16 protein-coding genes are annotated in these 13,746 nt (G+C 41.2%); 12 read left to right on the forward strand and 4 right to left on the reverse strand.

What is annotated here, in order from left to right:
• Nucleotides 1–20 precede the first annotated feature (20 nt).
• The 8 genes from pepQ to FLM54_RS00095 all read left to right on the forward strand — a co-directional run bounded on the left by pepQ (nt 21) and on the right by FLM54_RS00095 (nt 5,892).
• Nucleotides 21–1,343, forward strand: a complete 1,323-nt coding sequence (gene pepQ / locus FLM54_RS00060) for a Xaa-Pro dipeptidase (protein ID WP_010392729.1) — start codon at nt 21–23, stop codon at nt 1,341–1,343.
• Nucleotides 1,344–1,423: 80 nt separating this feature from the next.
• A complete protein-coding gene (locus tag FLM54_RS00065; RefSeq protein WP_076920146.1) occupies nt 1,424–2,038 on the forward strand; it encodes a YigZ family protein in 615 nt (204 codons plus the stop codon).
• Nucleotides 2,039–2,132: 94 nt separating this feature from the next.
• Nucleotides 2,133–3,584, forward strand: a complete 1,452-nt coding sequence (locus FLM54_RS00070; RefSeq protein ID WP_178954447.1) for a TrkH family potassium uptake protein — start codon at nt 2,133–2,135, stop codon at nt 3,582–3,584.
• A gap of 24 nt (nt 3,585–3,608) precedes the next feature.
• Nucleotides 3,609–4,271 (forward strand): flagellar brake protein, encoded by a 663-nt coding sequence (locus FLM54_RS00075; RefSeq protein ID WP_178954449.1) that lies wholly within the window; start codon nt 3,609–3,611, stop codon nt 4,269–4,271.
• 503 nt (nt 4,272–4,774) lie between these two features.
• Complete coding sequence (locus tag FLM54_RS00080; protein WP_178954451.1) at nt 4,775–4,987, forward strand: calmodulin; 213 nt, start codon at nt 4,775–4,777, stop codon at nt 4,985–4,987.
• A gap of 68 nt (nt 4,988–5,055) precedes the next feature.
• Nucleotides 5,056–5,268 (forward strand): EF-hand domain-containing protein, encoded by a 213-nt coding sequence (locus tag FLM54_RS00085; protein WP_008112939.1) that lies wholly within the window; start codon nt 5,056–5,058, stop codon nt 5,266–5,268.
• 134 nt (nt 5,269–5,402) lie between these two features.
• Nucleotides 5,403–5,615, forward strand: coding sequence for an EF-hand domain-containing protein (locus tag FLM54_RS00090; RefSeq protein WP_178954453.1), 213 nt, complete (start codon nt 5,403–5,405; stop codon nt 5,613–5,615).
• A gap of 64 nt (nt 5,616–5,679) precedes the next feature.
• Entirely contained in the window at nt 5,680–5,892 is a 213-nt protein-coding gene (locus FLM54_RS00095) for an EF-hand domain-containing protein (RefSeq protein ID WP_178954455.1), read from the forward strand.
• Nucleotides 5,893–5,977: 85 nt separating this feature from the next.
• Here FLM54_RS00095 and trkA read toward each other — a convergent pair whose 3' ends face one another.
• The 4 genes from trkA to def all read right to left on the reverse strand — a co-directional run bounded on the left by trkA (nt 5,978) and on the right by def (nt 10,217).
• Nucleotides 5,978–7,354, reverse strand: coding sequence for a Trk system potassium transporter TrkA (trkA, locus tag FLM54_RS00100; protein WP_054202928.1), 1,377 nt, complete (start codon nt 7,352–7,354; stop codon nt 5,978–5,980).
• Between the two features lie 83 nt (nt 7,355–7,437).
• A complete protein-coding gene (rsmB, locus tag FLM54_RS00105) occupies nt 7,438–8,733 on the reverse strand; it encodes a 16S rRNA (cytosine(967)-C(5))-methyltransferase RsmB (protein ID WP_075169469.1) in 1,296 nt (431 codons plus the stop codon).
• On the reverse strand, nt 8,726–9,679 hold the full coding sequence (fmt, locus tag FLM54_RS00110; protein ID WP_178954457.1) for a methionyl-tRNA formyltransferase: 954 nt from the start codon (nt 9,677–9,679) through the stop codon (nt 8,726–8,728). Before fmt ends, rsmB begins: the two co-directional genes overlap by 8 nt.
• Nucleotides 9,680–9,710: 31 nt before the next feature.
• Complete coding sequence (def, locus tag FLM54_RS00115; RefSeq protein WP_138609096.1) at nt 9,711–10,217, reverse strand: peptide deformylase; 507 nt, start codon at nt 10,215–10,217, stop codon at nt 9,711–9,713.
• Nucleotides 10,218–10,336: 119 nt separating this feature from the next.
• Between def and FLM54_RS00120 the strand changes: the two genes are divergently transcribed.
• The 4 genes from FLM54_RS00120 (at nt 10,337) to FLM54_RS00135 (ending at nt 13,740) form a co-directional block, all read left to right on the forward strand.
• Nucleotides 10,337–11,458, forward strand: coding sequence for a LysM peptidoglycan-binding domain-containing protein (locus tag FLM54_RS00120; RefSeq protein WP_138609094.1), 1,122 nt, complete (start codon nt 10,337–10,339; stop codon nt 11,456–11,458).
• Between the two features lie 28 nt (nt 11,459–11,486).
• Nucleotides 11,487–12,578 carry a DNA-processing protein DprA gene (gene dprA / locus FLM54_RS00125; protein WP_178954459.1) on the forward strand — a complete coding sequence of 364 codons (1,092 nt, stop codon included), beginning with the start codon at nt 11,487–11,489 and terminating at the stop codon, nt 12,576–12,578.
• A 1-nt stretch (nt 12,579) separates the two neighbouring features.
• Nucleotides 12,580–13,053, forward strand: coding sequence for a DUF494 family protein (locus FLM54_RS00130; protein WP_010392756.1), 474 nt, complete (start codon nt 12,580–12,582; stop codon nt 13,051–13,053).
• 111 nt (nt 13,054–13,164) lie between these two features.
• The gene (locus tag FLM54_RS00135; RefSeq protein ID WP_178954461.1) at nt 13,165–13,740 is read left to right on the forward strand and encodes a type I DNA topoisomerase; all 576 of its coding nucleotides are present in this window, start codon (nt 13,165–13,167) and stop codon (nt 13,738–13,740) included.
• The last annotated feature ends 6 nt before the right edge of the window (nt 13,741–13,746 follow it).

Below are 13,746 nucleotides of genomic sequence, written 5' to 3' on the forward strand. Positions count from 1 at the left end.
ATTTAACAGATGGGTTTATTATGGAAAAATTAGCCGTATTATACGCCGAACATATTGCAACATTGCAGCAGCGTACACGTACTATTTGTGAGCAAGAAGGGTTAGAAGGATTAGTCATTCATTCAGGCCAAGCTAAGCGCCAATTTTTAGATGATATGTATTACCCGTTTAAAGTTAACCCCCATTTTAAAGCGTGGTTACCGGTTATTGATAATCCGCATTGCTGGATTGTGGTAAATGGTAGCGATAAGCCAAAGCTTATTTTTTATCGTCCAATTGACTTTTGGCACAAGGTACCTGATGAACCAAGAGATTTTTGGGCAGAGTACTTCGATATTGAATTGCTACTAAAGCCTGATCAGGTTGAAAAGCTACTTCCTTACGATAAAGCTAAATTTGCCTACATTGGCGAATACCTAGAAGTGGCCCAAGCACTTGGTTTTAGCATTATGAATCCTGAGCCAGTACTTAACTATATTCATTATCACCGCGCTTATAAAACGCAATATGAACTTGAATGTTTACGTAATGCGAACCGTATTGCGGTAGATGGCCACAAAGCGGCGCGTGATGCGTTTTTTAATGGTGGTAGCGAGTTTGATATTCAGCAGGCGTACTTAATGGCAACGCGTCAGAGCGAAAATGAAATGCCATATGGCAACATTGTGGCCCTTAACGAAAACTGCGCTATTTTGCACTACACCCATTTTGAGCCAAAAGCACCGCAAACACATAACTCATTTTTAATTGATGCGGGGGCTAACTTTAATGGTTATGCTGCAGATATTACCCGTACCTACGACTTTAAAAAGCAAGGCGAGTTTGCTGATCTAGTTAAAGCAATGACGGCGCATCAGATTGAGTTAGGCAAAAGCTTAAAACCAGGTGTACTGTATGGCGAGCTACATATTGACTGCCATAACCGCATTGCACAGTTACTAAGTGACTTTGATATTGTTAAGTTACCTGCAGCTGAAATTGTTGAGCGTCAAATTACCTCAACCTTCTTTCCTCATGGCTTAGGGCATCATTTAGGTGCACAGGTACATGATGTAGGTGGCTTTATGCGTGATGAAACCGGTGCACATCAGGCACCACCAGAGGGTCATCCATTTTTACGCTGCACTCGCTTAATTGAGAAAAACCAAGTGTTTACTATTGAGCCAGGTTTGTACTTTATCGACTCTTTGTTGGGTGATTTAGCACAAACAGACAACAAGCAGTTTATTAACTGGGAAAAAGTAGAAGCGTTTAAACCATTTGGCGGCATTCGTATTGAAGATAATATTATTGTTCACGAAGACAGCCTAGAAAATATGACGCGTGATTTATTACTCGACTAATATTTAACTAGTAACAGTTTATATTATTCACGAAAGGGGCCTGTTGGCCCCATTTTTAATTTAACAGCCAAGTAAGCGCTATGTCAGAATATAAATACCCAGCCGACGATGTTTTTCATCAAGAAGAAATTAAAAAAAGTACCTTTATTGTGCATATAGGCCACACGCCTGATTTAAACTCTGCGAAAGCCTTTATTAAAAACATTGAAGAAAAATACAGTGATGCACGCCATAATTGTTGGGCGCATGTTGCGGGTAATCCTGGTGGAAGCCATGTTTATGGTTTTTCTGACGATGGAGAGCCAAATGGCACCGCCGGTAAACCTATGCTCAACGTGCTGGTGGGCTCTGGTCTAGGTGAAGTAACTGCTGTGGTAACACGATATTTTGGTGGTATAAAGCTTGGTACCGGTGGATTAGTTCGTGCTTATGGTGGCTCACTTAATAATGCCTTAGCAAAATTACAAACAGTGGTAAAAGTACCCAGCATTGAGCTGGTTGGCTTTAGTGAATACAGTATGCAAGGCGCAATAGAACAGCACTTAAAAACCAACTTTCAGGTACTTAATATTGAAAAGCAGTTTACGGCAAATATTGAGTGGAGTATTACTATTGATAGCCGCCAAGCACAGCAAGCATGCAAAGATATTTTTGATTTAAGTCACGGCGCAGTTGAGTTAACAATCAAAGAGTAATAGTCTTACATCCATCCTATTTAATCACTACAGATTAAATTTTCGAGTCATACAGTAGTTATTTTAATTTACTAATAAAAAAGCGATACGCTCAATGCAATTTCGTACCATCATAAAAATTCTTGGCCAACTGGTCGCGCTATTTAGTATTACAATGGTGCCACCAGCACTCGTGTCTTTAATTTATAAAGATGGCGGAGGGGTACCGTTTGTTTTAGCCTTTATATTTAGCGTTATTATTGGCTTAATGGCTTACTATCCAAATAGGCATGAGCATGGTGATTTAAAAGCACGCGAAGGCTTCTTAATTGTGGTTTTGTTTTGGTTGGTACTAGGGGCGTTTGCGTCATTGCCGCTGATATTTTTACAAGAACCCAACCTCTCTTTGGCCGATGCAGTGTTTGAAGCTTTCTCAGGCTTAACTACCACAGGGGCGACCGTATTAACTGGCATAGAATACTTGCCTAAATCGGTATTATTTTATCGCCAGCAATTACAGTGGTTTGGTGGGATGGGGATCATTGTATTAGCAGTAGCCATACTGCCAATGCTTGGCGTCGGTGGCATGCAGTTGTACCGAGCTGAAATTCCTGGCCCAGTAAAAGACTCCAAAATGACCCCGCGTATTGCCGATACAGCTAAGCACCTTTGGTATATTTACGTATCTATTACTCTTGCGTGTACTTTGGCGTATTGGAGCGCAGGGATGAACTGGTTTGACGCTATATGCCATGCTTTTTCTACAGTTGCTATTGGTGGTTTTTCTACTTATGACGCGTCAATGGGGCACTTTGATAGCCCTGTAATTAACTTTATTTGTGTGTTCTTTTTAATTATAGCCGCTATTAACTTTTCACTACATTATGCCGCTGTAGCAAGCCGTAATATTAGTGTGTACATTCGCGACCCTGAGTTTAAAGTATTCTTGTGTATTCAGTTAGCGCTGGTGGTAATTTGCTTTACTGTGCTTTCGTCTCATGATATTTATGCAAATGGTGATGAAACCCTCGATCAGGCGTTGTTTCAAGCGGTGTCTATTAGTAGTACTGCAGGGTTTGCCACAGATAATTTTTCAGCTTGGCCGTTGTTTTTACCTATTTTACTTATTTTTTCTAGCTTTATTGGCGGCTGTGCTGGTTCTACCGGTGGTGGTATGAAAGTTGTTCGTGTGTTTTTGTTGTACTTGCAAGGGGTGCGCGAGCTTAACCGCTTAGTACATCCTCGAGCAATATATTCAATAAAACTCGGGCGTAAAGCCTTACCCGACAAAGTAGTTGAAGCGGTATGGGGCTTTTTCTCAGCTTATGCACTAGTCTTTATTATTATAATGTTAGCGTTAATGGGCACAGGGTTAGACAACATTACCGCATTCTCTGCGACGGCAGCATGCCTTAATAACTTGGGCCCAGGTTTGGGTGACGTAGCCTCTCATTATGGTGCGATTAGTGATGCCGCTAAATGGATACTAACAGTCGCTATGGTATTCGGCCGATTAGAGATATTTACACTGTTAGTGCTATTCACCCCAACATTTTGGCGCGGATAAGGTTTTAAATATTAGGAAGGAACTATGCAAAAAACCAATTTGGAAAAGTTAAACCAAATCGTCACAGGTGGCATAGTCGATGTAGAAATACTGACACCAACCAGTAGCCGACGTGTAAAAACGGAGTTTATTGGTTTATTAGAAAACAAATTTATTATTTTAAACTATCCCAGCGCTAAGCGACTCCCCATGGCAAGTGATTTCCTGCGTGATGGTGTTATGGTGGTGGTAAGGGCGCTTATAGAGGGCAGTGGTGGGCACATTATTGCTTTTCGTCAGCAACTTATGTCTGTTGCCTCTCACCCTGCTAAATTGTTGTTTATTCAATACCCTTCACAAGTACAGTTGTTTGCGCTTCGCTCACAAGCACGCATACCCACGTTGTTTCCTGCTAAGTTAACATTAACCGATGAGCAGCCTCCCTTTGAAGGGGTTATAAAAGACATTTCGCTCACCGGTGTTATGTTCGATATTAAAACCACCCAAGAACTCGATGAGTTAAAAGACATGCGCTGTACGGTTGTATTTGATGGCGATACTAAGCATGAGGGGCAAATATGCAGTGTAAAAAAACATGCTAGCGGTATCTGTTGTGGGATTCGATTATTTGCCAGTGAAGAGCAAATGAAAGCGTTAATGGGAGATCACTTTATTGACCCTAGTGCGCTTGAAGTTGAAATAGTTTAGGGGCATATCAAGTTGAACAAGCTTCTATTATAAGCTCAGCATACTCACGTGATTTCGTCATTTTGCAACAAATAGCCTTGTGCGGCTGTAAATTTTCAACGTCATCTTAAATTTATTTTTAAACTATTTAAAAACAGTAACTTAAATCTATTTTTTAATTATAGTTTTTTATTTATAACAAAATAAATCTCAACTAACCTTCCTTTTTGTTTAATTAACTCGCTTTGTTAGTGGTTTTTCACTGATCGTGTGGTGTTTTTATAAAAACCAACCCATTGTTTTTTAAGACTTTAATTTTATCGCTTTATTCACTGTTGCTAAAGAGCAACAAAATAACGAGTGAAATAATGCTACTTAAAGCTATTTTAAGGTTAACCCATTGAAAATAAAATACTTTTCATTGTTGGCATCGAAGTTGTAATAGTCAGGTTGTATTGAACGAAACGTGATTTGAAGTAAAACACTTAATCGCATAAAACATAAACTTTGAAGGAAGATTGATTATGAAAAGCATTAATAAAACTTTAGCACTTATCGCATTGGCTTCTTCATCAGCTGCTTTTGCAGCAAGCGATTTTGATACGCTAGACGTTGACGGCAACGGCGCGATCAGTCAAAGCGAAGCATCAGTTGATGCAAAACTAATGAGCCTATTTTCAGAGCTTGATACTGACCAAAACGATGAGCTATCAAAAGAAGAGTTCTCTAAAGCATAACCCTAAGTTATTAAACTTTGGGAGCTAAATCTCCCACATTATTTAAACGATTTTAAGGAATACTCATTATGAAAACATTACACAAAACATTCGCACTTATCGCACTTGCTTCTTCATCAGCAGCTTTTGCTGCCAGCGATTTTGATACACTTGATACTGACGGTAACGGTGCTATTAGCCAAAGTGAAGCATCAGTTGATGCAAAGCTAATGAGTATGTTCTCAGAGCTTGATACAGACCAAAACGGTGAGCTATCAAAAGCAGAATTTTCTAAAGCATAAGCTAAAGCTGGGTATATTCTGAGTTGCCAAAGACAACCTAAGTAGGCAAGGGAGCCTATGAAAAAGAATGGCAAGGACGGTTATAGCCTGACATTTCCAATAGCACAAAGCATTACATTTTGAAGGATTAAATTATGAAAACATTACACAAAACATTCGCACTGATCGCGCTAGCTTCTTCATCAGCGGCCTTTGCCGCTAGCGACTTTGACACAATTGATGTCGACGGTAATGGGGTTATTAGTCAAAGCGAAGCTGCTGTAAATGCTGATTTAACGGCCGCATTTACTGAGCTTGATACTGACGGTAATGGTGAGCTTTCTAAAGCTGAGTTTGCAAACTTTTAATTTTTAACTTTTTTCATTGCACAGGGATCTCAGAAAAGGATTTCCCTCTTTAAGGAGACTTATTATGAAAGCATTAAATACAACACTTGCGATTTTAGTATTATCATCATCAGCGGCATACGCAGCAGTAGACTTTGCCTCTTTTGATAGCAATGGCGACGGTGTAATTAGTCAGCAGGAAGCGGCTGCTAATAAACAACTCATGAACATTTTTGATGACTTAGATACTGACGGAAATGGTGAACTTTCTAAAGAAGAGTTTGCAAGAGTACAATAAGTATTACCCCATCATACTCCACTAAAGCCGCTTAATAGTCAGCGGCTTTTTTGTGTTTGTTGATTACTTAACTCAAGCAGTTTAATTATAGAAAAATAGCGCTAACTTGGAATAACTTTTCAACCACGTTAATGTGTTTCTTATCAATTAAGAACATAATTACATGATCGCCTGATAGAATTATCGTGTCGTCGTGGGCAATTAGTACATCGTCATTACGTACAATTGCACCTATTGTGGTACCTGCTGGCAATTTAATATCTGCAATCGCGCGACCCACTACTTTAGATGTGTTTTCATCACCATGGGCAACTGCCTCTATGGCTTCTGCAGCCCCTTTACGCAGTGAATACACATTTACAATGTCGCCTCGGCGCACGTGCGTAAGTAACGCAGAAATAGTCGCTTGTTGTGGTGAAATGGCAATATCAATTTCACCGCCCTGTACTAAATCAACGTAAGCACCTCGTTGAATAAGCACCATGGTTTTTTGTGCCCCCATGCGTTTTGCGAGCATGGCCGACATAATATTCACTTCATCATCGTTAGTAACGGCAATAAATACATCAACTTGTTCAATGTGTTCTTCAGAGAGCAACTCTTGATCGGACGCATCACCACAAAATACCACGGTGTTGTCGAGCATTTCAGAGAGTTGCTCTGCGCGCTCTTTACTGCGTTCTAATAATTTAACGCTGTGGTTTCTTTCTAGTGAGCGTGCAAGGCCAGCACCAATGTTACCGCCACCGGCTATCATAATTTTTTTGTACGAGCGTTCCAGTTTTTGTAGCTCGTTCATTACCGCACGAATATGTTTGGTGGCGGCAATAAAAAATACTTCATCGTCGGCTTCTATTACAGTAGTACCCTGCGGTTTTATTGCCTTGCCTTGACGGTAAATAGCGGCTACCCGGGTTTCTACATTAGGAATATGTTGCTTAAGTGTAGATAGGGCATAGCCTACCAATAAACCGCCATAGTAGGCTTTTACAGCTACTAAAGAGAGCATGCCGTCGGCAAATTGTAATACCTGCAATGCACCAGGGTAATCTATCAAACGGCGAATATATTTAGTTACGAGTGCTTCTGGGGCTATGTAATGATCGACAGGTAAATCATCATTATGAAAGAGTTTTTCGCGGTATTTTAAATATTGCTCAGAGCGAATGCGGGCAATTTTGGTTGGCGTATTAAAAATACTGTAAGCAACTTGGCATGCCACCATGTTTACTTCATCTGAGCTGGTTACGGCGATAATCATATCGGCATCTTCAGCTCCTGCGCGACTCAACACGTCAGGGTGGGCGCCGTGGCCTGCAACACCTTGTAAATCGTATTTATCTTGCAGTTCACGCAAGCGGTTACCGTCGATATCAACTACGGTTATTTCGTTTTGTTCACCCACTAAGTTTTCTGCGAGTGTGCCGCCAACTTGTCCAGCACCGAGTATGATTATTTTCATTATGTACCCGTATTATTAATACTAATTACATCAAAATAATAACTACCTCAAAGCGAGGTAGTTAAATGTGTTGCGTTGCAATACTAGGCTTTTTTAACTAATTTAGCGTAGTAAAAACCGTCACTTTCACCTGGTAACAGCTGTAAGCCTGGTGTGGTTTTTGTGTCTTCGCTGTGCAGAGGAATATGCTCCACATCGTCGTTATTAGCTAAAAACTTAGCAACTTGTTGTTGGTTTTCTTGAGGAAGTACCGAGCAAGTTGCATACACTAATGTGCCGCCTGGTTTTAACAATGGCCAAATGCTATCGAGTATATCGCCTTGTAGGGTCGATAAGTCGTTAATGTCGGATGCGCGACGTAGCCATTTTATATCTGGATGACGACGAATTACGCCCGTTGCAGAGCAGGGTACATCTAACAAAATACGATCAAACTGATCTTCATCCCACCAAGTGTGAGGTTGCGATGCATCACCACATTGTAAGTCGGCGCCCAAACCAATTCGTTCTAAGTTTTGTTTAACACGTTCTAATCGTGTGGCATCGCTATCAAGCGCGAGCACATCTGCATCGGCAAGCTCTAAAATATGGCAGGTTTTACCACCAGGCGCTGCACAGGCATCAAGTATTGCATCACCATTTTGTGGGTCTAGGTAGCGAGCTGCAAGCTGCGCTGCCGCATCTTGTACTGAACAAGCACCGGTATCAAACTCAGGAAGTGAAAACACATCGCGTGGTTTGCTTAGTTTAATGCCATCAATAAAATCAGGGTTTAGAGTGTGTTCAATATCGTTAGCGGTTAGCATTTCGCTATATTCTTGGGTGCTAAACTGCGATTGATTCACTCGCAGCCACATTGGCGCTTGCTGTTGGTTTGCTTCTAGAATGTCTTCCCAGTGATCTGGATAGGCTTCTTTTACTTGCTTTATAAACCAATTTGGGTGGTTGTATAAACATACCGGAATTTGTTTGGCTTTTTCTTCAAGCTCAACTTGCTGACGTTGAAAGCTTCGTAAAATGGCGTTAATAAGCCCTTTTAAGCCAAGAGCGCGCAATTGTTGTAACGCATTAACCGTTTCGCTAATTGCTGCATGCGGCGGTACACGCATGTGTTGTAGTTGGTAAATGCCTACATACAATAAAAACTGGAAAATACGACGTTTGCCTTTAAGCGGTTGCTCGACTAGATGCTGGCAATAATTTTCTAGGCTAGGTAAGTAACGTAATACTCCATAGCAAATTTGCTGCAGTAAGGCTTTATCTTTAGGTGATAAGCCTTGGCTAGCGAAAGGGAGTTCTTGATTAAGCGATGCGCCTTTATCAACCACGTTATATAAAGTTTCAGCGGCTAGCGCTCTGACATTGCTTACATTACTCATTATTTTCGCCTAATACGGTGCCGGGTGTGACCCAATCGCTACGACCGTTTAAAAAATCATTAATTGCCATTGGCTTTTTGCCTTGTGGTTGTAATTCGCCAATAGATAAAGCGTGTTTACCACAAGCCACAACGATACCGTTTTTATCACTTGCTAAGACAGTGCCAGATGCGCCTGATTGTTCAACCACATTTGCTTGGTATATTTTTACCGTATTACCACTCATTTGGGTAAAGCATACTGGCCATGGGTTAAAGGCACGAATGTTGCGCTCGATTTGCTCGGCATCCATAGACCAATCAATGTTGGCTTCGTCTTTTGAGAGTTTTTTAGCGTAATTGGCATCGGTATCGTTTTGTGGTTCAGGCGTTATTTCCCCGTTGGCTAAACGATTTATGGTATCGATTAATGCATCAGGCCCGAGTTCAGCAAGCTTAGTGTATAAGCTGGCACTGGTTTCAGTATTATCAATAGGGCAGCGGCTAATATGCAGCATATCGCCGGTATCTAGCCCTTCATCCATTTGCATTATCGTTACACCGGTTTGCTGATCGCCTGCCCAAATAGCACGTTGAATAGGCGCGGCACCACGCCAGCGCGGTAAAATAGAGCCATGCACATTTAAACACCCTAAACGCGGGGCATCTAAAATGGCTTTAGGTAAAATTAAACCGTAGGCAACCACAATCATGATATCGGCATTGAGGCTGTTTAATTCTTCAAGTGCCTCATCTGTTTTGAGAGATTGCGGCTGAAAAACAGGTAGCTCATGTTCTAGTGCAAGCGCTTTTACTTCACTGGCTTTTAGTTTTTTTCCGCGACCCGCTGGACGATCTGGTTGACTGTAAACGCCCACAATTTGGTGTTCACTATTGATGAGTGCTTGCAGGTGGCGTGCAGCAAAGTCCGGCGTACCGGCAAATATAATGCGTAATGGTTGTGTCACTGAGTTTCCTAATTATTTACTAAGGTGCTTATTATTGCGCTGCAAACTTCGCTTCTTTTTCAAGCTTTTTACGGATGCGTTGGCGCTTTAATGGAGATAAATAATCAATAAATAATTTACCTTGAAGGTGATCAAGCTCATGCTGAATACAAATCGCTAATAATTCGTCGGCATCAAGAACAAACTCTTTACCTTCTTCGTTGAGTGCAGCCACGGTAACAGTCTCTGCACGGTCAACTTTTGCATACGAATGAGGAACTGACAAACAGCCTTCTTCACTCACGGTAGAGCCATCTTTTTTGATAATTTGTGGATTGATAAGTACCAGTGGTTCATCGCGTTCTTCTGATACATCGATCACCACAATACGTTGGTGAATATCAACTTGCGTAGCAGCAAGTCCAATACCATTTTCGTCGTACATAGTTTCTAGCATATCTTTGACGATTTCACGTACTTGGTCGTCAACAACAGTTACTTCTTTTGCGATTGTACGTAAACGTTCATCTGGAAATCTTAAAACTTCTAACCTAGCCATAGTTACCTTTTACACTTATGCTTAAATTTAGGGTATCGTATGTTCTTATTTTAGCCATTCACGTTCCCCTTTAACAGGTTTTGATTAATAATAATGAAAAAACACTATGAGGAAGCTCAATGAAATCTCCATTCATTGCAATAATACTTGCATTAAGTGCTACTTTTCCTGTGCTAGCAGATGTACTAACTATAAAAAAAGACGCGCCTAAACAGTACGTTGTAAAAAAAGGTGACACGCTTTGGGATATCTCAGCGATATATTTAAACGAGCCGTGGCTGTGGCCTGAGTTATGGCAAATGAATCCGCAAATAGGCAATCCTCATCTTATTTACCCGGGCGATGCGTTAGCATTAATTTACGATACAGACGGTAATCCGCGTTTAGTAATTAATAAAGCGTATAGAAAGCTATCACCTATAGGGCGTATTACTCCTAAAGGGAAAGACGCTATCACTACATTACCGCTTGCGCTGATTAAACCGTATTTGTCATTTGAACAAGCGATAAACAGCGATTTGGTAAAAGAAAAACCCTATATTTTAGGTGCAAACGAAAATACTAAAACTCAAACTATTGATCATATTCTATATGTTAAAGGTAATTTAAAGCGCCATCAGGCTTATGCTATTTACCATGAAGGAGCGCCTTACACCGATCCTAAAACAGGTGAAGAACTAGCGAGTAGAGCATCTTATGTAGGTATGGCCCGGGCCTTTAGAGCTGGTGATGCCGCCAATGGCGAACCTGCCTCAGTCAGGGTTGAATCAGTAAAACGTGAAATTAAACAAGGTGACTTTTTATTACCCGCCATGGAAGGGCAGATGCTGCCAGTGTATTTTAATATGCATCGTCCTACCCAGCCGCTGCAGGGCCATGTAATTGCATCTCCTCGTGAAGTGAGAGAATTTAGCACGATGGATGTGGTGGTGCTAAACTTAGGCTCTGAGCAACAAGTTGAAGTGGGCCATGTACTTGATATTGAACGCCAATCACCTAAAGTAATTGATGGTGCTCGAGGTCCGCGCTATACCGAAGATTCAAGTCGTTTAGAAAAATTGGTATCGGCTACTAGCGAATTATTCGGCTCAGAAACTGATGAAGACAGCATAACGTGGAAAATGCCAGCTGAAAAAGTTGGTGAAATGATTATTTTTAAAGTGTATGACAAAGTTAGTTATGCGCTGATCACTAAAAATCAGCACCCAATTCGCATTGGAGATTTAGCAGTTATTCATTAAGTAGCGAGTCGGTGTTCTAGGAGGGAACATGGAACAATCGTGTGGCAAGCTAAATCATTGGCTTGCCTTTTACTTATGCAAAGGGCTAGGGATTAAAACGCTCTTAGCCCTGTCTCAACAATACAGTTTAGCATCGCTGTTTTCTTTATCACACGCTGAGCTAGTAAACATTGGTTTAACGGCTCACCAAGCTAGCAACTTACTTAACACTAACTGGCAGCAAGTTGCACATTATGAGCAGTTGATCAGCCAACAAAACATTGTTGTTATTAGTATTTTTGATACCACCTACCCAGAACAGCTAAAACAAATAGCCAGTGCGCCACTATTACTTTTTTGTAAAGGGGATATCAGCTTGCTGGCTTCGCCGCAAATAGCCATTGTTGGCAGTCGAAACGCAACGACTACAGGGCTTGAAATTGCTGCTGAGTTTGCACACCAGTTAACCCTTGCTGGCATAACAGTAACCTCAGGTATGGCGCGAGGTATTGACGGTGCTGCCCATAAAGGGGCACTGTCAGGAAATGGCAAAACCATTGCAGTGCTAGGGACAGGCGTTGATATTTACTATCCTAAACGCCATAAGTTACTCACAGAGCAAGTATTAGCAACAGGCTTATTGGTTAGTGAGTTTTTGCCTGGTACGGCTGCCAATGCGCACAACTTCCCACGGCGCAATCGTATTATTTCAGGGCTCTCCTTAGGCGTTTTAATTGTTGAAGCCGAAATAAAAAGCGGCTCACTGATCACCGTACGTTATGCACTTGAACAGAATAAAGAGGTTTTTGCGGTACCCGGTTCAATTAAAAACCCGCTGGCACAAGCCAGCCACTTTTTAATTAAGCAAGGTGCTAAGCTGGTTGAGAACGTCGCAGATATCCTTGATGAGATGAACTTTTCATACCCTTCTGGTCTAAACTATAAAGAGTTAACTGATGCTGTAACCTCAGATTGTGAGGTACTTAATAGTATTGGGTTTGAGGTGACTAGTGTGGACGATATTATGCGTCGAGTGCAGTGGCCAATTGATAAAGTACAAGCGCGATTGCTTGATTTAGAGTTAGACGATCAAATTGAGCGAGTATTAGACGGCTATATTAAATCAAGCGCTGGAGGATAATATGTTTGATATTCTTATGTATTTATTTGAAAACTATGTTCACAGCGAAAGCGATGTTTTTGTTGAGCAAAGTAAGCTTACTGATGAGCTACTGCGCGCTGGGTTTAACAAGCCGGAAATAAACAAAGCTATTGACTGGTTAGATCAACTTGCCGCATTACAATATAGTAATGAGTCGCCTTATTTATTAGCCACTGAGCAGCATGCAGTGCGAATCTTTACCGATAGCGAGTGTCGAGTTCTTGATACTGAATGCCGTGGCTTTTTAATGTTTGTTGAACAAACCGGCGTTATTAATAGCACCACTCGTGAAATGGTGATGGATCGTTTGGCGGCGCTTGATAATTCAGCCATTACTTTAGAAGATTTAAAATGGTTAATTTTGATGGTGTTATTCAATGCCCCTGATTCTCAGCAGGCGTATGAGCAAATGGAAGATCTTATTTTTGATGAGCCTAGCGAAGTGTTACATTAACCATTATTGGGTGTTTTATTATTTTCAGCGTTAACAAACCGACTGCCATAGCTTGTATCTTTAAGGGTTTTGGGTATATTAGGCGAAAATTCACCAACCACTAGGATTTACATGAGTAAAATCGATCATTCACTTTTCTCGGCCAATAAACACGCCTTAGAAAAAGAATATGATATATGCCCGCAATGTGGTTCAGAACTCGTCATTCGTAATAGTAAATCTGGGCCTTTTTTAGGCTGCGCTAGTTACCCTAAGTGCGATTTTATTCGCCCGCTTGCACATCATGATAGCAATGAAATAAAAGTACTTGAGGACAGCGAGTGTCCAGAGTGTAGCAAGCCGCTGGTGGTGAAAAATGGCCGCTACGGTATGTTTATTGGCTGTACCGGTTACCCTGAATGTCATTATATTGCCAGTGAGCATGACGATACGCCAAGTGAAGAGCCTGTGATTAGTTGCCCTAAATGTAAAAAAGGGCATTTAGTTTCACGCAGTAATAAGTTTGGTAAAGTATTCTATTCCTGCGACTGTTACCCAAGCTGTAAATATACGCTTAATCATAAACCTGTAGCTCAAGCGTGTCCTGTATGTGACTGGCCAGTTGTTACTGAAAAAAAAGCCGCGAGTGGTGTTGTGTTACAATGCCCACAAAAAAGCTGTATGCATAAGTTTGCTGCCACTGAATAACATAAA

The organism is Pseudoalteromonas sp. Scap25 (genome assembly GCF_013394125.1).
GTDB lineage: Bacteria > Pseudomonadota > Gammaproteobacteria > Enterobacterales > Alteromonadaceae > Pseudoalteromonas.